Source organism: Nonomuraea sp. NPDC049624, from assembly GCF_040675255.1.
In the GTDB taxonomy this organism is placed as follows: Bacteria; Actinomycetota; Actinomycetes; order Streptosporangiales; family Streptosporangiaceae; genus Nonomuraea.
In genome coordinates this window covers 66,789-87,094 of the sequence record NZ_JBFAOR010000019.1, presented here as the reverse complement: position 1 = coordinate 87,094, position 20,306 = coordinate 66,789, and the positions used below count along the sequence as shown (strand labels likewise).

Here is a 20,306-nt window from a genome sequence, read left to right as displayed (position 1 = left end):
CCTCGGTTCGGTGGTTCACGATGGCTGCCTCCGGGAATGGGCATCGCTTCTCCCCGATGTGGGGACCGTGCTTGCCGAGGCAGCCCCAACTGTAATCCCGAAATACAATACCGGAAAGAGTTTTCTGCACAGTCCCTTCGTGAAATGCTGTCGGGATGCGCATCTCCGACACGTCAGTGGACGCACGAGCCGATGAGGCGGTGGCCGGCCGTGCGGACGAGCGCCGGTGGACCTTCCTCACCCATCACGCCCGGGTCCTGCTGGAGATCGCCCGCCATCCGGAGGTCCGCCTCCGCGACATCGCCGCGACCCTGGACATCACCGAGCGCACGGTGCAGAGCATCGTCTCCGACCTGCACCAGGGCGGCTATGTCGTGCGCGAGCGGGTAGGTCGCCGCAACCACTACCACCTCAACCTGGACCAGCACTTCCGCTATCCCACCGAGGCGGAACTGCCCATCCGCCTGCTGGTGGACATGTTCACCGAACGAGACCTGCCCCGGCAGGCGCACCAGGACAACTGACCGCGGCCATGACCCGAAGGCGTGTCGCGGGGCCGCGAAGAACCGGATTCCCGGAGCTCTTGGCGGCGTTCCTGACGTCCAGGCGGTGGTCGTGGAGTCCTCAAGCCATTGCTTCGGGCAAGGCTCTCGCAGGCGACTCCCGCCGCTCGGACACAGGGCCGCTGACGAGACTAGGCTTGGATGTCTTGGGGTGCAGCCGCGAAGGGATCCGATCATCAGCAGTGACTCCGTCTCCCCGTGGGAGGACCGGCCGAGGCGGGCGCGCCGCCGCGTCACCGAAGCAGCCGTCCTGGGCGCCCAGCCCCAGAGCGCGGCCGACGTCCTCCAGTGGACCTGTCCGCATGGCCGGCATGCCGCGCATGGCTGCGTCACCTGCTACCACGTCTGTGCCGACGTCGGTCCGGCGCAGCCGCTCTGGGAGGTCGCGGTGTGGTTCACCACTGAGCGGCCGATCCCCATCAGGGCGCTGCAGGACGTGCACCGCCACGACCGCGACCTCACTCTCACCCAGCCGGCGACGCCCCTCGTCTACCTCTTGAGCGCACGCGTGCGGGCTGCCCTGGGCGCGGAGGCGGTGGCGGGGGTGGTGGGGTTCCTGGTGCAGAACAGGCACATCGTCGACGAGTTCACCGTGACGGAGATCCGCGCCGCCCACTCCTGAACGCCGTGAACGCGCGCCTGCCTGCCGGTCAGGGGCTGCCGGTCGCCTCAGCCCAGGCCTTCTCCGCGCGGCCCTTCCTGCGTGGGCGTCTCGGGCTCGTCCGGGTCGGCGGCGGCGGGGCCGATGCCCAGGTGGCGCTCGATGCGTTCCAGGCTCTCCTCGATGCGGGTGAGCCGTTCGGCGAGCACCGAGCCGCCGCCGAAGTACACCTCCGTCGGACGTTCCCTGGTGCCGCGGCCCACCCGGTCGAGCAGGCGCTGCCGGACGTCGGCCAGGTCGGCGCCGGTGTCCGCCAGAGCCAGGGCGGCCAGGCCCTCGCCCTCCCTGATCAGCCCGAGCAGGATGTGCTCGGTGCCGATGTAGTTGTGGCGCAGTTGCAGGGCCTCGCGCAGGGACAGCTCCAGTACCTTCTTGGCGCGCGGGGTGAAGGGGATGTGCCCGCTCGGCGAGCTGGCCCCGCGGCCCACCTCGCGCTCCACGAAGGCCCGTACGTGCTCCAGCTCCACGCCGCAGCCGTCGAGCACCAGCGCGGCCAGCCCCTCGCCCTCGTGGATGAGGCCCAGCAGGATGTGTTCCGTGCCGATGTAGTCGTGGCTCATCTGCCGCGCCTCCTCCTGGGCGAGCACGACGACCCTGCGCGCACGGTCGGTGAAGCGTTCGAACACCGGGGGGCCTCCGTTCGACTGGGGCTGCCTCCACTATGCGCTACAAACCGCGCCGCGTGGGGTATTTGTCCTGTGTGGATCTTGACGAGGTGGCCGGCCGCCTCTACGCAGTCCCGCCGGCGGAGTTCACCGCCGCCCGCGCGGCCGAGGTCCGCGCGGCCAAGGAGGCGGGCGACGTACGGCTCTCGCGCGACATCGCGAAGCTGCGCAAGCCCACCGTCTCGGCCTGGGCGGTCAACCGGCTGGCCCGGGAGCACCCCGCCGAGCTGGCCGAACTGCTCGGCGTGGGGGAGCGGCTGCGCGCGGCCTGGCAGGCGCAGGACGCCGAAGCGCTGGCCGAGCTGACCCGGGCGCGCGGCGAGGCGACCGCCAGGGTGGCGAGGCTGGCCAGGCAGGCCGGCGGCCTGTCGGCGGCGGCCGCCTCGGAGGTGGACCAGACGCTGGACGCCGCCGTCGTGGACGACGGCGCCGCCGATCAGGTGCGGGCCGGCCGCCTGGCCAAACCGCTCAGCTACAGCGGCTTCGCCCCCGCCCCCGCCACCACCCCTTCCGCCGCGCCTCCCAGTGGGCCTTCCAGGGGGCCCCGGCCCGATTCGCGTGGTCGGGGACGGGCCGGGACGGAGGCGGCGGCCGAGGCGCGGACGCGGGCGGAGGCCGAGGCCAGGCAGGCCCGAGAGGCCAAGGAGGCCAGGGAGGCCAGGAAGGCGAAGGAGCGCGCGGAGGCCGAGGCGGCCCACCGGGAGTGGGCCGAGGCCCTGGAGTCGGTCACCCGCGACTACGACGAACGCGCCGAGAAGGTCGCCCGGCTGGAACGCAAGCTCACCAAGGCGCGCAAACGGCTGGAGGAGGTCCGGCAACGTCTCGAGGTCACCCGCCGCGAGGAGCGCCACGCCCGCCGCCGACTGGACTAAGGTGCACGAAACGCGCTCGTACACCTGCAAGGAGGGACGATGGCCCCCTGGACGCCCACCGACATCCCGGACCTCACCGGCACAACGGCCATCGTGACCGGCGCCAACAGCGGCATCGGCCTGCCCACCGCCCGCGAGCTGGCCCGGCACGGAGCCCGCGTCGTCGTGGCCGCCCGCTCGGCGGACAAGGGCGAGGCGGCCGTGGCCGAGATCCGGCGGGCCGTGCCGGGGGCCGACGTCAGGTACGGCGCCCTCGATCTGGCCGACCAGTCCTCGATCCGGCGCTTCGCCGACACGGTGGACACGGTGGACAAGGTGGACCTGCTGGTCAACAACGCCGGGATCGGCCTGATCCCCCGTCAGGTGACCAAGGACGGCTGGGAGCTGCAGTTCGCCACCAACCACCTCGGCCACTTCGCGCTCACCGGGCTGCTCCTGCCACGGCTCCTGGCCGCCCCGCACGCGCGCGTGGTCACCGTCTCCAGCGACGCGCACTCCATGGGCAGGCTGGACTTCGACGACCTCGCCCTGGAACGCGGGTACGGCCGGATGAGCGCGTACGGACGGTCCAAGCTCGCCAACCTGCTCTTCACCCTGGAGCTCCAGCGACGGGCCGACAGCGCCGGTGTGCGGCTGATCAGCGTGGCCACCCACCCGGGTGCCACCGCGACCCGCTTCGTCAAGCTGGGGCCCCTGCAGCCCTCCTGCGCCTGTTCCTGCAGTCGGCCGACGCCGGCGCCGCCCCCTCCCTGTACGCCGCCACCTCTCCGGACATCACCGGCGGCGAGTTCGTCGGCCCCCGGCTGAAGTTGCTCACGCCCTCGGAGACGGCCAGGTCCGAGGAGGTCGCCCGGCGGCTGTGGGAGGTGTCCGCGCAGCTCACAGGCGTACGGTTCGAGGAGATCGCCCCCCGCTGAACAACCTGCCGCGGCCCCGGACACTCGCCGGGGCCTTGCGCGCCCACAAAGCGATAGGCGTGCGCGTCCTGGTCGAGCGGGGTGGCGAGCTCGACGCAGCTGTCCACAGGTCGCCTGAGGCTCTGCTGTGGCAGCCATGATCTTCACCGGGCCGCTCTTCGGCGAAGAGCCGGTCGGCGGCGTGGCCGGCGCCGCCGGTCCTGATCCGGTCAGCGTATGCCGCGGGCCAGGTGGGCGCAGACGGGGAAGCCCGTGCCGGCGTACGGGGCGGCCATGCGGTCGTAGCAGGCCCGGACGCGGGCGTAGGTCTCCGGCGGCTGGCGGGCGATCGTCTCGAAACGCGGGCCGCCCGCCTCGACCACGCCGCTCCACCAGGCGGCGACGTCCACCAGGTGCCGCCAGCGCAGCGTGCGCACGTCCACGGCCGTGAAGCCCGACTCCGCCAGCGACGCGGCGAAGCGTTCCGGCCGTTCAACGGCGGAGAAGGGGCGGACCGGGGGTTCGTACGGCACTCCTGCCGCCGCCAGGGCCTCGGCGAAGACGTTCGTGGCCGTCATCTCGTCGGACTTCCACCAGGTCAGCGCGACGGCGCCGCCGGGACGCAGCACCCGGCGCAGCTCCGCGAGCGTCGCCGGGACGTCGGCGACGTGGTTGACGACGAAGTTGCCCGCCACGGCGTCGAAGGAGGCGTCCTCGAACGGCAGGACGGGCAGGGTGGCCCGGCGGACCGTGGCGGCGGGGTGGCGGCGGGCGACCAGCTCCAGCATGGCGGGGTCGGCGTCCACGGCGGTGACCTCGGCACCGGCTGCGAGAGCGGCCGCCGTGACCACGCCGGTGCCGCATCCGACATCGAGAATCCGCTCCGGACGCCGCTCCGCCTCCCGGCCGTCCGGCAATGCCGTCACGTCAGCGCCCGGGGGCGCGGCGATGCCTGGGGGCTCGGCCGTGCCCGGCGTCACGGCGGGGCCTCGCGTCACGGCGGCGTCTCGCGTCACGGCGGCGTCTCGCGTCACGGCGGAGTCTCGAGTCACGGCGGCGAGCAGAGGTTGGACGGTGTGCGAGCTGAGCCGCGCGAAGCCGCGGTCGTAGGCCTCAGGATCCCTCACGAACCAGGAGCCTACCTGTGCAACCCGAATCCTGACATCTTGCCGTGAAATTTCGCCTCTTTCCCTGTCTCAGGGGGAAATCTCAGGCTTATGGTCTTCGCCATGACCATCGACGCCTTCATCGACGCGCTGCCCAAGGTGGAGCTGCACGTACATCTGGTCGGATCGGCCTCGGTCGACACCGTGCTGGAGCTGTCCCGGCGGCATCCCGGCAGTGAGGTCCCGACCTCCGAGGAGGAACTGCGCCGCTTCTACACCTTCCTCGACTTCCCCCACTTCGCCCGCGTGTACCAGGCCGTCAACAGCCTCGTCCGCGAGCCCGAGGACGTCGCGACCCTCGTCCTAGGCCTGGCCAGGGACCTCGCCGGGCAGGGCGGCCGGTACGCCGAGCTGCAGGTCACCCCGTACGCCCACCACATGGTCGGCATGCCCATGCACGAGGTGACCGAGGCCCTCGACCTGGCCGCCCGCCGCTCACTGACCGACCACGGCGTGGAGATGGCCTACATCTTCGACATCCCCGGCGAGTACGGCGAGGAGGCCGCCCGGATCACCGTCGACCACGCTCTGCGCGAACCTCCCGCCGCATTGGTAGGTTTCGGCATCGGAGGCATCGAACAGGACCGCCCCAAGTACCGCGACGCCTACCGCGACGCCTTCACCGCCGCGCGCGCCGCCGGCCTGCACAGCGTCCCGCACGGCGGCGAGATGAGCGGCCCCGAGACGATGTGGGAGGTCATCGAGGGCTACGGCGCCGAGCGCATCGGCCACGGCATCAACTGCCTGTCCGACCCCCGCCTGGTGGCCCACCTGCGCGAGACCCAGCTCCCCCTGGACGTCTGCCCCACCTCCAACGTCTGCACCGGCCAGGTGCCCGAGCTCGCCGCCCACCCGCTGCCCCGGATGCTGGAGGAGGGCCTGTACGTCACCCTCAACAGCGACGACCCGCCCATGTTCGCCACCACGCTGGCGGGGGAGTACCGCGCCGCCGCCCACGTGCTCGGCCTGGGCGCCACCGAGCTTGCCCAGCTGGCCCGCAACGCCGTCAACGCCTCCTACCTGACCCCCGACCGCAAGCAGACCCTCCTCAAGGAGATCGACACCCTGACCGCCGCCCTCTGACGGGCAGACACGTCGCGTCATGCCGTCCTCACCGAACGGCGTGACGCGGCCGGACTCTCCTGGCATCGTGGAGCACGGATTGAGCCTGAGGGGGCGCGGCGTGCGTACCACGGTCGGTGGGAGGTTCACATGACTACTCCGGCGGACCTGCTGGAGGCTCAGCGCCGCGTGCAGGCGCTGTCCGACCGGCACTGGCACTGCCTCGACGAGGCCGTGCGCCAGATGGCGGACGGACGCACCTGGACGGGCCCGGCCGCCGACGCCTTCGCCCAGGACCTGGCGCGCCGCAGGCTGGAGGTGTGGCGCGGCCTGCGTGAGATCGTCGAGGAGCTCCGCGAGGAGGCCGCCCGCTACTCCCTCGACGAGCGGAGGAACCTGTGACGTTCTCCTCCCTCGACCCGCGCGAGATGCACCGGCTCGGACAGGGCGTGCTGGAGGCGGGCCACGCCCTGACCGGCTGCGCGGGCGAGCTTCGCGCGATCCTGGCGGGGATCAGGATGAGCCACCCCGGGGTCGCCGCCATCGACCGGGCGGCCCGCTGGCTGACCGAGCAGGCGCCCGACCTGTACCGGCGGCGCGACCTGGCCTACGAGACCGAGAAGGTCGACACCGACGTCTTCGGCCACCCCGTCCCCGGCTCCGTGGTGCAGCCCGGCGCGGTCCGGGTCGACGAAGGGTGGCTGATCCCGTCCCAAGTGCGCGCCGAGGCGGAACAGGCCGCGGGACTGGTTGCGGCGGCCGGACGCGGCGACCAGGACGCGCTCAGGAAGCTCGCCGCCTTCAAGAGCCGGATGAGCGACCCACGCTTCGCCACCGCCCTGCTGGACAAGCTCGGCCCGCAGGCGCTCACCACCCTGCCCGTGCAGTTGTCAGCCCGCGTGCGAATGGCGCTCGACCAGGGCCCGGAGCAGGGGCGCAAGCTGCGTGAGCAGCACCAGGAGCTGCTTTCCGTGCTGGCGACGGCCCTCGCCCACGCCACCGTCGCCAAGGAAGGCACCCCACGCCTCGGCACCCGCTTCCTGGACGAACTACGCAGACGCGGGCGCGAGGAGACACCGGCGCCCGGCATGGGCGGGCTCACCGCCCCCGGCTACTGGGCGCTCGGCCAGATCCTGGCGGCGGGGGAGCGGGAGCCGTACAGCCCGTGGTTCATGCGCACGATCGGCCGCGACATGATCCGCTGGGATCGCGACCACCTCAAGGAGCACGGAGTGCGCTTCCTGCCCCGTGACACCGACGTCTACAACCTGCCCGCCCCCGCCGTCTCCCGGCCGTTCCAGGACACCGACGAGATCGGGGCGGCCGACCCGATCGGCGCGCTGCTGGCCGTCGCGGCCAGCGGCAGGGAGCCGGCCCAGGCGCTGCTCGCCGACCGTGAGCTGCTGAGGTACCTGATGCACGACCGCCGCCCGCAGTGGGCCATGGGCGATCACGGCGAGTCGCTGGGCCGCGCCATGGAGGCCGCGATGAAGGGTCAGGACGACCTGTCCAAGTCCCTGGCCGTCCTGGCCACCCAGATCTACGCCGACGACGTACGGCCCCACGTGACGCTCGACGAAACGGGCAAGGTCGTCTTCGCCGACCCGTCCGAGCTCGACGACCTGTCGGGAATCCGCGACAACATGGGCCGCGTCCTGGGCGACCACGCCGACGACCTGTCCGCGGCCTTCTACAAGAACGCTCCCCGGGCCGCCGACGGCGAGCTCACCAGCGACAACGCGGGGCATTCCATCGGCCGGTTCGGCGCCGCGGACCTCGACCTGGTCACGCTCGACCTGGCCGCCGACGACAGGGCCTACGACAACCTGCTCATGGGAGAGATCGGCCACATGCGGCGTGATGTCGACGAAGCGATCATGACCGGCAACGACACGATGCTGAAGAACGTGGTGACCAACGACGCACGCGGCCTCGGGCATCTCATGGAGGCGCGCGGACAGGCTCTGATCGCGAGAGGGCAGGAGGCGGACGCGGCGGACGCCGAGCTCATGAAGCTGGTCGAGATGGGCATCGGCGAGATCCCCGTACCCGGCGCCCGGCTCGTGGGGAAGGCGGGCATCGAGGCGGCCAAGGCCGCGTACGAGAACTTCGTGAAGGACGGCTACACCAGCGCGGGCAAGTGGATGCTCGATCAGGCCGGGCACGGCGGCGGGCACACCGTCAAGAGCGTCGCGGAAGGGGCCGAGAACGAGGAGGTCGTCGACCAGCTGGTGAGACAGATGCTCGAATCCTCCGCGATCACGCACGAGCACTACGACCACAAGCAGCTGGAAGGTCAGCCCTTCGTGGTCGGTGATCCGCCGCGCGTCAAGCCACCGGTCTCGATGAACCACGACGAATACGACGCGTTCCTGCAGTGGATGGAACGGCACACCACCATCCCCAGCGACTTCGGCGACGCGCAAGGGATGACGAGGACCGGCACCGGCGAGTTCATCAGCCACATGAGGAAGCCCGACAAGACCGGGGAACACCATGGCTAGGCCGCTGCCGGCGCTGCTCTGCCTGCTCCTCGCCGTCTCGGCCGCCGCCTGCACACCGGGCCGGACGACCACCCCGGCGCAGACGCCTTCACCGGTGCGGCGGCCCGTCGCCGACGCGCCGCCCTACCTGTGCAACTTCGTCCCGCGTGCCGCGCTCGCCGAGCTGACCGGTTACACCGGCTCGTACAAGGCAGGTCCCAACAGCAGGCACCCGGTGGGGAACACGTGCGTGGTGTCCAACGACGAGCGCAGCCTCGTCATCACGAGCTACGACGTGTCGGCTCGCCCGGAGATCTTCGAGACCTTCGCCGCCCACGGGAAGGACGGCTCTCCCGTGCAGTTGCCGCCCGAGCTGGGCAAGGGCCAGATACACGACTTCAAGGCCCGGCTGTACCCGTTCCGCAGCGCGGGTGTCTGGTTCCGGTGCGGGGACGCGAGCCCGTTCATCGGCATCACGATCATGAGGAACCCCGCACGGGACCAGGACGACGACCTCGTTCAGCTCGTGCGGATCGCGCAGCGCCGGTACGGCGAGATGTTCGCCTGTACCCCCGCCGCCGATCCGCGTTGAGCTTCAGGGGGAGGCCAGGCGGCCCAGTTCTGGGGGGATCTTGGCGGCGGCGGCGCGGTCGAGCAGGAACAGGGTGCCGGCCCGGCCGCGGGCGCCGGCCGCCGGCACCTGGACGTGCCCCGAGTCCGACAGCGCCAGGCGGACCGCGCCCGACTTCTCCTCGCCGGCCGCCACCACCCACACCTCGCGCGCCGCCTGGATGGCGGGCAGGGTCAGGGAGATGCGGGTGGGGGGCGGCTTGGGGGAGCCGTGCACGGAGACGACCGGGCGCGTGTCGTACAGCGCGGGCATGCCGGGGAACAGCGAGGCCACGTGCGCGTCGGGGCCCATGCCGAGCAGCATGACGTCGAAGGCCGGCACCGGGCCGTGGTCCTCGGGGCGGGCCGCGGCGCGCAGCTCGGCGGCGTACGCCTCGGCCGACTCCTCGGCCGTCATGCCGGAGTCGGGGCCGCGCATGACGTGGATGCGGGCGGGGTCCAGGTCCACGTGGTCGAGCAGCGCCTGGCGGGCGCCGGTCTCGTTGCGTTCCTTGTCGCCGGTGGGGACGAAACGTTCGTCGCCCCACCAGACGTCCAGGCGCCGCCAGTCGACGGCGTCACGGGCTGGAGTGGCGGCGATGGCGGCCAGCGTGGCGATGCCGACCGTGCCGCCGGTCAGCACGATCGAGGCCGACCCCTTGGCCGACTGCACGTCGACCAGGCGCGTGATGATGCGCGCCGCCACGGCCTTGGCCAGGACGTCGGCGTCGCGGTGCACGACAACGTTGGGAACGCTCACGACACTTCTTTCTCAAGTGGAGGGGGTCAGCCCTTGTACGTACGGGCGAAGCGCTTGACGGCGGCCTCGTAGACCTCGTCGCTGTCCAGCCGGCGCAGCTCCTCGGCCATCAGCTCGGAGGTGTGCCGCCTGGCCAGGGCCACGTTCCGGTCGGGCTGGCCGGGCCGCGACAGCGTGGCCAGCCGCGCGTCGGAACGCATGACCGACAGCTCGCCGTCGCCGGTCTGCAGGCGTACGGCGGTCAGGCCGGGACCGGCCGACTCGCCCACCTTGACCGGCGCGCCCAGCCGCTCCGACAGCCAGGCCGCCAGCAGCGGCGCGCTCGGGTGCCCGGCGCTGGCCTCCACCACGCCCTTGCGCACCTTGCCCACCGGCTGGTCGAACGCGGCGGCCAGCAGGCTGCGCCACGGCGTCAGCCGGGCCCAGGCCAGGTCGGTGTCGCCGGGGGCGTACCCCTTGGCGCGGGTGACCAGCGACGCGGCGCCGCCGTTCTCGAAGCCCTTGGCGTCGGTGATGCGCCGCTGGGCCAGCGCGCCGATCGCGTCCTTGGAGGGCACGTCGGGGGCCGCGCCCGGCCACCAGGCCACCACGGGGGTGTCGGGCAGCAGCAGGGGGCTGACGACGGAGTCGGCGTGCTGGGTGAGCTCGCCGTACAGGCGCAGCACCACGACCTCGCCCGGCGTGTTCTCGCCGATGCGCAGCTCGGCGTCGAGCCGGTTGGGCTCGGCCTCCTCCCGCTTGATCACCACGATGATGCGCGAGGGGTGCTCGCGGGCCGCCTCGGTGGCGGCGCGCAGCGCGTCGTACTGGTGGCGCTCCTCGGAGACCACCACGAGGGTCAGCACCATGCCGATGGCGGGCGCGCCCATCTGGTGGCGCAGCAGCATGAGCTGCGCCGAGATCTTGCCGGCCGTCGTGTCCGACAGCATGAAAGTCGTCACTAGAGTCTCCTCCACACGCGGCCGTCGCGGGCCATCATCGCGTCGGCCGACTCCGGGCCCCACGAGCCCGACTCGTAGGCCTCGGGCTGTCCCTGCGTGGCCCAGAAGTCCTCGATCGGGTCGAGGATCGTCCAGGACAGCTCGACCTCGCGCTGGTGCGGGAAGAGCGGCGGGTCGCCGATCATGACGTCGAGCAGCAGCCGCTCGTACGCCTCGGGCGAGGACTCCAGGAACGACTCGCCGTAGGCGAAGTCCATGGACACGTCGCGCACCTCCATGGCGGTGCCCGGGACCTTCGACCCGAACCGCACGGTGATGCCCTCGTCCGGCTGCACGCGGATGACCAGGGCGTTCTGGCCCAGGATCTCGGTGTCGGTCTTGCTGAAGGGCAGATGCGGCGCCCGCTGGAACACCACGGCCACCTCGGTGACCCGGCGGCCCAGCCGCTTGCCGGTACGCAGGTAGAACGGCACCCCGGCCCACCGCCGGTTGGCGATCTCCAGCTTGACGGCCGCGTACGTCTCGGTGGTGGACTCGGCGGAGATGCCCTCCTCCTGGAGGTAGCCGACCACCTTCTCGCCGCCCTGCCACCCGGCCGCGTACTGGCCGCGGGCGGTGTTGAGCCCCAGGTTGGACGGCAGCCGCACCGCCTTGAGCACCTTCTCCTTCTCCTGGCGCAGCGCCGAGGCGTCGAAGGAGGTCGGGTCCTCCATGGCGACCAGCGCGAGCAGCTGGAGCAGGTGGTTCTGGATCACGTCGCGGGCCGCGCCGATGCCGTCGTAGTAGCCGGCGCGCCCGCCGATGCCGATGTCCTCGGCCATGGTGATCTGCACGTGGTCGACGAAGCTGCGGTTCCAGATGGGCTCGTACAGGTTGTTGGCGAAGCGCAGCGCCAGGATGTTCTGGACGGTCTCCTTGCCCAGGTAGTGGTCGATCCGGAAGATCGAGCTCTCCGGGAACGCCGACGTGGTGATCTCGTTCAGCTCGTGGGCCGACTGCAGGTCGTGGCCGAACGGCTTCTCGATGACCACCCGCCGCCACGACCCCTCGGGCGCGTCGGACAGCCCGGTGCGCTTGAGCTGCTCGACCACCACGGGGAAGAACTTGGGCGGGACGGACAGGTAGAAAGCGTAGTTGCCGCCCGTGCCGCGGGTCTGGTCGATCTCGGCCAACGCCATCGCCAGCGCGTCGAAGGCTCCGTCGTCGGAGAACTCGCCCGGGACGAAATGGATGCCCTCGAGGATCTGCTTCCAGACCTCCTCGCGGAACGGCGTACGCGCGTGCGCCTTGACCGCGTCGTGCGTCAACTGCGCGAAGTCCTGGTCCTTCCAGTCGCGCCTGGCGAAACCGACCAGCGAGAAACCGGGCGGCAGCAGGCCGCGGTTGCCCAGGTCGTAAATGGCCGGCAGCAGCTTGCGCTTGGCCAGGTCGCCCGTCACGCCGAACAGCACCAGCACGCACGGCCCCGCCACCCGCGGCAGCCGCTTGTCACGCGGGTCGCGCAAGGGGTTGGCCTCGGCGACCTCCAACGTCGTGGCGGTGTTCGCCACGGCCGCCGCCACCGCGACGACCTCCTCCTCAGGAGATGCTTCGTCAGTCATCTCAAACCTCCTGTGCGGCTGCGAGCAAATGCGCGACACCCGTCGCGCGGTCCGTCAAATGCAGGCGTACGGTGGGCCGTCCGCGCGTCTCCAGCGCGGCCAGGTCGCCCAGCGCCTGCGCGAGCTGGAGCCGCCCCAGCGTGTACGGCTGCCCGGGGACGGCGACGTCGTCGGTCACCGCACCCGTGATCTGCAGGAACACGCCGTTCTGCGGCCCGCCCTTGTGGTATTGGCCGGTCGAGTGCAGGAAACGCGGCCCCCATCCGAACGTCACCGGCCGGTTGGTGCGGATGGCGAGCAGGGCGCGCAGCGTGGCCGCGTCGGCCATCATCCACGCGTCGGTCATCTGCTCGAAGTCGGCCCCCTCGGGCACGGGCGCGTCGAAGGCGGCCAGCCGGTCGAGGTAGGCCATCACGGCCAGGTAGCCGTCGTGCGGGATGGCCTTCAGCAGCTCGGCCAGCACGCCGGGCAGGTCGTGGGAGCGGACCGCGCCGTAGACCTCGACGGGCCCGTCGACCAGCGCGGGCGCGCCGAGCGGCAGGTCGGGCAGGGCCAGCAGGGCCGCGGTGTTCTCCTTGGACTCGGCCACGTTCGGCTGGTCGAACGGGTCGATCTCCAGCAGCAGCCCGGCCACGGCCGTCGCGTACTCCCAGACCAGGAACTGGCCGCCGAGCGGCCCGTCGACGCGTACGGCGCCGTCGTCGGACTCGATCGCGACGACCAGCTCGTCGCTGGTGTGGTTGGGGTCGGCGTTGACGATCGGCAGGATGCCCCTGCCCTGCTTGCCGGTGGACTCGGCGACGAGCTGCTCGATCCAGTCGGGCAGCCCGTTGATGCCGGACAGCTGGTCCTCCAGCACGAGCTTGTCGCGCCCGGCCAGCGCCGCGCCGCCGAGGGCCGCGCCCAGGTCGAGGCCGGGGTTGCCGGTGTCGAGGGACAGCAGCGGCAGCACCTCCTCGGCGTCGTCGAGCAGCCGCTCGACGTCGGCCCCGGCCAGCGCGCTCGGCACCAGCCCGAACGCCGACAGCGCCGAATAGCGGCCGCCCACGTCGGGGACGGCCAGGACCAGGTGGTAGCCGCCGTCGACGGCCCGCTGCTCCAGCGGCGAGCCGTGGTCGGTGACGACCACGATCCGGTCGGCGGGCGAGATGCCCGCCTCGGTGAAGATCTGTTCGTAGATGCGCAGATGGCAGTCGGTCTCGACGGTCGAGCCGCTCTTGCTGGCCACCACCACGACCGTGGACTCCAGCAGGTCGGTCAGCGCCCGCCGGACCTGCGCGGGGTCGGTCGTGTCGAGCACGGTCAGCGGCACGTCGGCGGTCTGGCAGATCACCTCGGGAGCCAGCGACGAGCCGCCCATCCCGGCCAGCACCACGTTCGTCAGGCCCTCGGCGCGCGCCCGCTCCACGAGCTTGCCCAGCTCGGGAAGGAGCTCGCGGGAGGTGCGCGGCAGCGTCAGCCAGCCCAGCCGGACCGCCGCCACCGCCTCGGCGTCCTCGCCCCACAGGGTGGGGTCGCCGCCGGCCAGCCGCGCGGGCACGCCGTCGGCGACGAGGCGCCCCGCGACGGAGGAGGCGGCCGCGGCCACCCCCTCCTCGCGGTAGGACACCTCGATCATGGCACCAGATTCTTGGTGACGCTCTCCAGCAGCTCGTTCCAGGACGCCTCGAACTTCTCGACGCCCTCCTCCTCCAGCACCCGCACGACGTCGTCGTAGTCGATGCCGGCGTCCTTGAGCGCGGCCATGGTGTTCCAGGCCTGCTCGTAGAAGGGGCGCACGGTGTCGCCGGTGACCTGGGCGTGGTCGGCGGTGGCGTCGAGCGTCTTCTCCGGCATCGTGTTGACGGTGCCGGGGGCGACGAGCTGGTCGACGTACATGGTGTCGGAGTAGTCGGGGTTCTTCACCCCGGTCGAGGCCCACAGCGGACGCTGCGGACGGGCGCCCGCCGCGCGCAGCCGCTGCCAGCGCTCGGAGCTGACGACCTCCTCGTAGGCGGCGTAGGCCAGGCGCGCGTTGGCGATGCCGGCCTTGCCCTTCAGCTCCGGCTTGCCCAGCTTGTCGAGCCGCTTGTCGATCTCGGTGTCGACGCGGCTGACGAAGAACGAGGCCACCGACTCAATCGTGGCCAGGTCCAGGCCCTTGGCCTGCGCGGCCTCCAGGCCGGCCAGCCAGGCGTCCATGACCGCGCGGTAGCGCTCCAGGGAGAAGATCAGCGTGACGTTGACGCTGATGCCCTCCGACAGCGCCTGCGTGATCGCGGGCAGGCCCTCGAGCGTGGCCGGGATCTTGATGAACAGGTTGGGCCGGTCGACCATCCACCACAGCGCCCGGGCCTCGGCCACGGTCTTCTCGCTCTCACGAGCGAGGCGCGGGTCGACCTCCAGCGAGACGCGGCCGTCCACGCCGCCGGTGGCGTCGTAGACCGGGCGCAGCACGTCGGCGGCCCAGCGGATGTCGTACGTGGTGATGGCGCGGACGGCCTCCTCCACGGTGACGCCGCGCACGGCCAGGTCGTGGAGCTGGGCGTTGTAGGCGTCGCCCTTGCTGAGCGCGCTGGCGAAGATCGTCGGGTTGGAGGTGACCCCGACGACGTTCTTCTCGCGGATCAGCTGGTCGAGGTTGCCCGTGCGCAGCCGTTCGCGGCTGATGTCGTCGAGCCAGATGGAAACGCCCTGGCCGGACAGCTTGTTGAGGTTCTCGCTCATACTCTTCTCAGTTTCCCGTCGTCTCGCCCTTGTCCTGACCCAGCTTGGCGAGGCTCGCCTTGGCCGCGGCCGCCACGCGCTCGGCCGTGAGCCCGAACTGCTCGTACAGCGTCTTGTACGGCGCCGAGGCGCCGAAGTGCTCCAGGCTGACCACTTCGCCGCACTCGCCGACGAACTGGTGCCAGCCGAGCGCGACGCCGGCCTCGACCGCGACCCGAGCCCTGATCGAGCTCGGCAGGACGGTCTGCCGGTAAGCGGAGTCCTGCCCGTTGAACCACTCGACACACGGCATCGACACCACTCGTGCCGGGATGCCCTGCGCCTCCAGCAGCTCGCGGCCCTGCACGGCCACCTCGACCTCGCTGCCGGTGGCGATGATGATCACGTGCGGCTGGCCGTCGGACGCCTCGCGCAGCACGTAGCCGCCGCGGGCCACGCCCTCGGCGCTCGTGCCCTCGTAGACCGGCACGTTCTGCCTGGTCAGAGCCAGGGCGGCGGGACGGTCGGTGTGCTCCAGGATCGTCTTCCACGCATGCGCGGTCTCGTTGGCGTCAGCAGGGCGGACGACGTCGAGGCCGGGGATGGCGCGCAGCGCCCACAGGTGCTCGATCGGCTGGTGGGTGGGGCCGTCCTCGCCCAGGCCGATGGAGTCGTGCGTCCAGACGTAGGTGACCGGCAGCTTCATCAGCGCGGCCAGGCGCACCGAGGGGCGCATGTAGTCGGAGAAGACCAGGAACGTGCCGCCGTAGGGGCGGGTGCCGCCGTGCAGGGCGATGCCGTTGAGGATCGCGCCCATGGCGTGCTCGCGGATGCCGAAGTGCAGCGTGCGGCCGTAGCGGTTACCGGGGAAGTCCTTGGTCTGGTACTCCTCGGGGATGAAGGACGGCTCGCCCTTCATCGTGGTCAGGTTCGACTCGGCCAGGTCGGCCGAGCCGCCCCACAGCTCGGGCAGCACCGGCGCCAGCGCGCCGAGCACTTCGCCGCTGGCCTTGCGGGTGGCCATCGAGGAGCCGGTCTCGAACTCCGGCAGGGCCGTGGCCCAGCCGGCGGGCAGCTCGCGGTGGGAGATGCGGTCGAACTCCTTGGCCCGCTCGGGGTTGGCCAGGCGCCATTCGGCGTAACCCTTGTCCCACTCGGCGCGCTCGGTACGGCCGCGCGCGACCACCTCGCGGGCGTGCTGCAGCACCTCGGCCGGCACGTCGAAGCTCTTGGCCGGGTCCATGCCAAGGATCTCCTTGGTCGCGGCGATCTCCGCCTCGCCCAGGGCCGCGCCATGGATCTTGCCGGTGTTCTTCTTGTTCGGCGCCGGCCAGCCGATGATCGTGCGCAGCCGGATGAAGGAGGGCCGGTCGGTCTCGGCCTTGGCCGCCTCCAGCGCCTCGTACAGCGCCTGGACGTCCTCCTCGTACTCGCCGCCGGCGGTCCAGTCGACGCTCTCGGTGTGCCAGCCGTAGGCCTCGTAACGCTTGACGACGTCCTCGGACTTGGCGATGAGGGTGTCGTCCTCGATCGAGATGTGGTTGTCGTCGTACAGGACGACGAGGTTGCCGAGCTTCTGGTGGCCGGCCAGGGCGCTGGCCTCGTGGCTGATGCCCTCCTCGATGTCGCCGTCGCTGACGAAGCACCAGATGTGGTGGTCGAACGGCGAGGCGCCGCGCTCGGCGTCGGGGTCGAACAGGCCGCGCTCGCGGCGGGCCGCCATCGCCATGCCGACCGCGTTGCCCAGGCCCTGCCCGAGCGGGCCGGTGGTGGTCTCCACGCCGGCGGTGTGGCCGTGCTCGGGGTGGCCCGGGGTCAGGCTGTCCCACTGGCGCAGCCGCCGCAGGTCGTCGAGCGTCAGGCCGTAGCCCGACAGGTAGAGCTGGATGTAGAGCGTCAGGCTGGTGTGGCCGCACGACAGCACGAACCGGTCGCGGCCCGCCCAGTTGGGGTCGCTGGGGTCGTGACGCATCACGCGCTGGAACAGCAGGTATGCGGCGGGGGCCAGGCTCATGGCGGTGCCGGGATGACCCGAGCCCGCCTTCTCCACTGCGTCCATCGCCAGGGCCCGGACGACGTCGACGGCCTTCTTGTCGAGGTCGGTCCATTCAAGGGCTGGCACGAGTTCGGTGCTCAAGTGCTCGATCTCCGGAATCTAGTTGTCATTTGGCAGTACCTGTTGGCTATCCCGCCCACACGGGACCCTAACCGAGTGGAGCTGGCGATCGATTCCCATTCCACCCTCGCGTGTCCATGAATGGCGCAAGCCCCCCATTGGCCGGACCGTCCGCCCCTGCGACTACAGTTTGTTTGTTCGCAGAGGCGCCACGGCGCCACTCATCGATCCGCTCTAATCAGAGGTTACGCGTTGACTCCGCACAGGCTGGAAGCGCCTTGACGGTGCTGACCAACAGGCAGGCCACGGCTCCCTCGACCGAGCCCGGGGCGCCGCGCACGTTCGGCATGGTCGTGAAGGCCTACGTCGCGCTCACCAAGCCGCGGATCATCGAGCTGCTGCTGATCACGACCCTCCCGGTGATGTTCCTGGCGGCCGGCGGCCTGCCGCCGCTGTGGAAGTCGATCGCCGTCATGGTCTTCGGCACCCTGTCGGCGGGCAGCGCCAACGCGCTCAACTGCTACGTCGACCGCGACATCGACCAGAAGATGCGCCGCACCCGCCGCCGGCCGCTGGCCCGGCACCAGGTGTCGCCGCGCGGCGCGCTGATCTTCGGGATCGTCCTGGGGATTTTGTCCACTGTTGGCCTGTGGCTCACCACCAATTGGCTGGCCGCGGCGCTGTCCACCGGCGCGATCCTGTTCTACGTCATCGTCTACTCGATGGTGCTCAAGCGCCGCACGGCCCAGAACATCGTCTGGGGCGGCATCGCGGGCTGCATGCCGGTCATGATCGGCTGGGCGGGCATCACCGAGCGGCTCGACTGGGCGCCCCTGGTGCTGTTCGGCGTGGTGTTCTTCTGGACGCCGCCCCACACCTGGACCCTCGCCATGCGCTACAAGGAGGACTACGCGGCGGCCAACGTGCCGATGCTGCCCGTGGTGGCCACCGAGCGGCGGGTGATCCTGGAGTCCGTCGCCTACACCTGGGCGACCGTGCTGTGCTCGCTGGCCCTGTGGCCGGTGGCCGGCACCACGCTGTTCTACCCGGTCGTCGCGGTCGTGCTCGGCGTGGTCTGCCTGTGGGAGGTCCACCGCCTGCTGGCCCGGCTCAACGCCGGCAAGAGCGGCGTCGACCTGCGCCCGATGCGCTTCTTCCACTGGTCCAACGCCTACCTCGCGCTGCTCTTCCTCGCCGTCGCGATCGACCCGCTGCTGGCCTGAGCGCCGTGACCGTCCCGACCGCCGTGCGCGAGGGCCGCCAGGCGCGTGTCCGGACGGTGAGGAGTGGCTGTCCCGCGCGGGCGGTCGGCACGGACCCCGGCCCTTCGATCCGTTAAAGTCACGGTATGGCGACCCGTGATCCACGCTGGGTGTTGAAGGACCGCCCGTCGTTCGCGTTGATCACCGGGCTGGTCCTCACCGGCATCTGCGCCCTGGTCTCGTTCTCCTTCGACGTGATCAACGGCGAGCCGGTGCAGTTCTTCATCGCGCTCGGGCTCGCCCTGGCGCCGGTGCCGCTGCTGCTGGCCGCCGTGCTGGCGCTCGACCGCATGGAGCCGGAGCCGCGCAGCAACCTGATCTTCGCCTTCGCCTGGGGCGCGGGCATCGCCGTGCTGGTCGCCGGCGCGATCAACTCGCTCAACCTCCACTACTTCATCGACACCGCCAAGCTCTCGCCGACCAGCGCCCGCAACCTGGCGGCCACCTTCGGCGCGCCGGTGGTCGAGGAGACGATGAAGGGCCTGGTGCTGCTCGGCCTGCTCAAGTTCCGCCGGGCCGAGCTCGACGGCCCCACCGACGGCGTCATCTACGCCAGCATGGTCGGCCTCGGCTTCGCCATGAGCGAGAACGTCAGTTACTACCTGTCGGCGCTCAACGGCAACGGCGTCAGCAGCCTGGCGGTCACCGTGGTGCTGCGCGGCATCCTGTCGCCCTTCGCCCATCCGCTGTTCAGCTCGATGATCGGGGTGGCCGTCGCCTACGCGGCCCAGCGCCAGGGGCCCGAGCGGGTGTTCCTGGTGCTGGCCGGCTGGTCGGGGGCGATGATCCTGCACGGCCTGTGGAACGGCCTGGCCTCCTACGGCGGCTTCCCCGGGCTCGTGGTGGCCTACCTGGCGCTGCTGGTGGTGCTCGTCGTGCTGATCGGCGTGGTGTTCAGGGACCGGCGGCGCATCGTCGCGCTCATCCAGACCTACCTGCCGCCGTACGAGCCGACCAGGCTGGTCGGGCCGGCCGACATCTACATGTTGTCCACGTTCGCCAGGCGCCGCCAGGCCAGGCAGTGGGCCAGGGCCTACGGCGGCAAACGAGGGGTGCGCGCCATGCGCGACTACCAGCTCGCCGCCACCGAGCTGGGCCTGCTGCACGAGCGGGCGGCCCGCCACATCGTCGACGAGCAGGCCTTCCACGAGGAGCAGCGAGCCCTGCTGGAGTGCATGAGCACCGCCCGCGCCGACTTCCCGGTGCCGCCCGTGCACGCCCGGCGGATGGCCAGGGGCACCCCGCCGCCCGGTTACGCGCCCGGCGCGCCCCGCTGAGCCAGGATCTCGGTCAGCGAGACCTCGCGCGGGCCGGGGTAGACCGGGTCGGAGTGCAGCAGCAGCGCGTCCACGACGGCCTTGCCGGTGGCCAGCAGCTCCCGGGTGGCGTAGGCGTACGTGGCGGCCGCCCACTGGCGGGTGGAGTCGTCGCCCACGCCGAAGGTCTCCAGGCCGGCCGTCCGGCACAGCGCGACGGCCCTCGGCAGGTGGAAGACCTGGGTGACGACGGTGACCCGCTCGGCGCCGAACACCCGGCGGGCCCGTACGCAGGAGTCCCAGGTGTCGAACCCGGCGTAGTCGAGCACGATCACGCCGGCCGGCACGCCCTTGCGCAGCAGGTAGTCGCGCATGGCGGTGGGCTCGTCGTGCTCCTTGCGGCTGTTGTCGCCCGACAGCAGCAGCGCCCGCACCTTGCCCGCCCGGTAGAGCTCGGCGGCCACGTCGAGCCGGCGGGCCAGCATGGGCGTGGGCTGCGTGCGCCACAACCCCGCGCCGAGCACCAGCGCGACCTGCGCGGGCGGCACCCGGCCCAGCCAGCCGCCGGTGCCGGCCACCACGCGGTGCGGCGAGCTGTCGAGCCAGGCCCACGTCATGGGCGCCAGCGCGAGCACGCTGACCAGCACCAGCCCCTGGTACGTACGGCGCAGCAGCCTGCGCGAGAGACTAGGGAGTCGCAGCACACCC

18 protein-coding genes and 1 pseudogene are annotated in these 20,306 nt (G+C 71.5%); 10 read left to right on the top strand and 9 right to left on the bottom strand.

The genetic code is table 11. The features are described 5' to 3' along the window. Nucleotides 1-155: 155 nt before the first annotated feature. Both AB0J76_RS46125 and AB0J76_RS46120 read left to right on the top strand, forming a co-directional pair. Nucleotides 156-524, top strand: coding sequence for a helix-turn-helix domain-containing protein (locus AB0J76_RS46125; RefSeq protein WP_352323021.1), 369 nt, complete (start codon nucleotides 156-158; stop codon nucleotides 522-524). Nucleotides 525-714: 190 nt separating this feature from the next. Beyond that, on the top strand, nucleotides 715-1,185 hold the full coding sequence (locus AB0J76_RS46120) for a hypothetical protein (RefSeq protein ID WP_352323020.1): 471 nt from the start codon (nucleotides 715-717) through the stop codon (nucleotides 1,183-1,185). Nucleotides 1,186-1,433: 248 nt separating this feature from the next. On the opposite strand, the pseudogene AB0J76_RS46115 reads toward AB0J76_RS46120, so the two are convergent. After that, nucleotides 1,434-1,850 (bottom strand): annotated as a pseudogene (locus tag AB0J76_RS46115) (Clp protease N-terminal domain-containing protein); the annotation flags it as partial. Between the two features lie 74 nt (nucleotides 1,851-1,924). Between AB0J76_RS46115 and AB0J76_RS46110 the strand changes: the two are divergent. Continuing rightward, nucleotides 1,925-2,761 (top strand): hypothetical protein, encoded by an 837-nt coding sequence (locus tag AB0J76_RS46110; RefSeq protein WP_352323019.1) that lies wholly within the window; start codon nucleotides 1,925-1,927, stop codon nucleotides 2,759-2,761. Nucleotides 2,762-2,800: 39 nt separating this feature from the next. Then, nucleotides 2,801-3,568, top strand: coding sequence for an oxidoreductase (locus AB0J76_RS46105; RefSeq protein ID WP_352323018.1), 768 nt, complete (start codon nucleotides 2,801-2,803; stop codon nucleotides 3,566-3,568). Nucleotides 3,569-3,887: 319 nt separating this feature from the next. On the opposite strand, the gene AB0J76_RS46100 is transcribed toward AB0J76_RS46105, so the two are convergent. Then, complete coding sequence (locus AB0J76_RS46100) at nucleotides 3,888-4,784, bottom strand: class I SAM-dependent methyltransferase (protein WP_364393699.1); 897 nt, start codon at nucleotides 4,782-4,784, stop codon at nucleotides 3,888-3,890. Nucleotides 4,785-4,886: 102 nt separating this feature from the next. Between AB0J76_RS46100 and add the strand changes: the two genes are divergently transcribed. From add to AB0J76_RS46080, 4 genes are all read left to right on the top strand, one after another. Beyond that, the gene (gene add, locus AB0J76_RS46095) at nucleotides 4,887-5,906 is read left to right on the top strand and encodes an adenosine deaminase (protein WP_352323016.1); all 1,020 of its coding nucleotides are present in this window, start codon (nucleotides 4,887-4,889) and stop codon (nucleotides 5,904-5,906) included. Nucleotides 5,907-6,035: 129 nt separating this feature from the next. After that, on the top strand, nucleotides 6,036-6,287 hold the full coding sequence (locus AB0J76_RS46090) for a hypothetical protein (protein ID WP_352323015.1): 252 nt from the start codon (nucleotides 6,036-6,038) through the stop codon (nucleotides 6,285-6,287). Then, the gene (locus AB0J76_RS46085) at nucleotides 6,284-8,389 is read left to right on the top strand and encodes a hypothetical protein (RefSeq protein ID WP_352323014.1); all 2,106 of its coding nucleotides are present in this window, start codon (nucleotides 6,284-6,286) and stop codon (nucleotides 8,387-8,389) included. The genes AB0J76_RS46090 and AB0J76_RS46085 overlap by 4 nt, the downstream gene beginning before the upstream one ends. Then, entirely contained in the window at nucleotides 8,382-8,960 is a 579-nt protein-coding gene (locus tag AB0J76_RS46080; RefSeq protein WP_352323013.1) for a hypothetical protein, read from the top strand. The genes AB0J76_RS46085 and AB0J76_RS46080 overlap by 8 nt, the downstream gene beginning before the upstream one ends. 3 nt (nucleotides 8,961-8,963) lie before the next feature. Here the strand turns inward: AB0J76_RS46080 and pgl are convergent, their stop codons facing one another. From pgl to tkt, 6 genes are read right to left on the bottom strand one after another with little or no spacing between them, the layout of a single operon-like run. Continuing rightward, a complete protein-coding gene (pgl, locus tag AB0J76_RS46075) occupies nucleotides 8,964-9,737 on the bottom strand; it encodes a 6-phosphogluconolactonase (RefSeq protein WP_352323012.1) in 774 nt (257 codons plus the stop codon). Nucleotides 9,738-9,763: 26 nt separating this feature from the next. After that, nucleotides 9,764-10,678, bottom strand: a complete 915-nt coding sequence (gene opcA, locus AB0J76_RS46070) for a glucose-6-phosphate dehydrogenase assembly protein OpcA (protein ID WP_352323011.1) — start codon at nucleotides 10,676-10,678, stop codon at nucleotides 9,764-9,766. Further along, nucleotides 10,678-12,279: a glucose-6-phosphate dehydrogenase gene (gene zwf, locus AB0J76_RS46065; protein WP_352323010.1), complete on the bottom strand. Its 1,602-nt coding sequence runs from the start codon at nucleotides 12,277-12,279 to the stop codon at nucleotides 10,678-10,680. Before zwf ends, opcA begins: the two co-directional genes overlap by 1 nt. A 1-nt stretch (nucleotide 12,280) precedes the next feature. Continuing rightward, on the bottom strand, nucleotides 12,281-13,897 hold the full coding sequence (locus tag AB0J76_RS46060; RefSeq protein ID WP_364393691.1) for a glucose-6-phosphate isomerase: 1,617 nt from the start codon (nucleotides 13,895-13,897) through the stop codon (nucleotides 12,281-12,283). Beyond that, nucleotides 13,894-14,985 carry a transaldolase gene (gene tal, locus AB0J76_RS46055; RefSeq protein WP_364393688.1) on the bottom strand — a complete coding sequence of 364 codons (1,092 nt, stop codon included), beginning with the start codon at nucleotides 14,983-14,985 and terminating at the stop codon, nucleotides 13,894-13,896. The genes AB0J76_RS46060 and tal overlap by 4 nt, the downstream gene beginning before the upstream one ends. Nucleotides 14,986-14,992: 7 nt before the next feature. Beyond that, nucleotides 14,993-17,086, bottom strand: a complete 2,094-nt coding sequence (gene tkt / locus AB0J76_RS46050; protein WP_352328036.1) for a transketolase — start codon at nucleotides 17,084-17,086, stop codon at nucleotides 14,993-14,995. A gap of 272 nt (nucleotides 17,087-17,358) precedes the next feature. On the opposite strand from tkt, the gene AB0J76_RS46045 reads away from it, so the two are divergent. Together AB0J76_RS46045 and AB0J76_RS46040 are read left to right on the top strand one after the other, a co-directional pair. After that, the gene (locus AB0J76_RS46045; RefSeq protein WP_352328037.1) at nucleotides 17,359-18,303 is read left to right on the top strand and encodes a heme o synthase; all 945 of its coding nucleotides are present in this window, start codon (nucleotides 17,359-17,361) and stop codon (nucleotides 18,301-18,303) included. 125 nt (nucleotides 18,304-18,428) lie between these two features. Then, a complete protein-coding gene (locus AB0J76_RS46040) occupies nucleotides 18,429-19,619 on the top strand; it encodes a PrsW family intramembrane metalloprotease (RefSeq protein WP_352328038.1) in 1,191 nt (396 codons plus the stop codon). Here the strand turns inward: AB0J76_RS46040 and AB0J76_RS46035 are convergent. Next, nucleotides 19,595-20,302, bottom strand: a complete 708-nt coding sequence (locus AB0J76_RS46035; protein WP_352328039.1) for an ElyC/SanA/YdcF family protein — start codon at nucleotides 20,300-20,302, stop codon at nucleotides 19,595-19,597. The genes AB0J76_RS46040 and AB0J76_RS46035 overlap by 25 nt on opposite strands. Nucleotides 20,303-20,306: the final 4 nt, after the last annotated feature.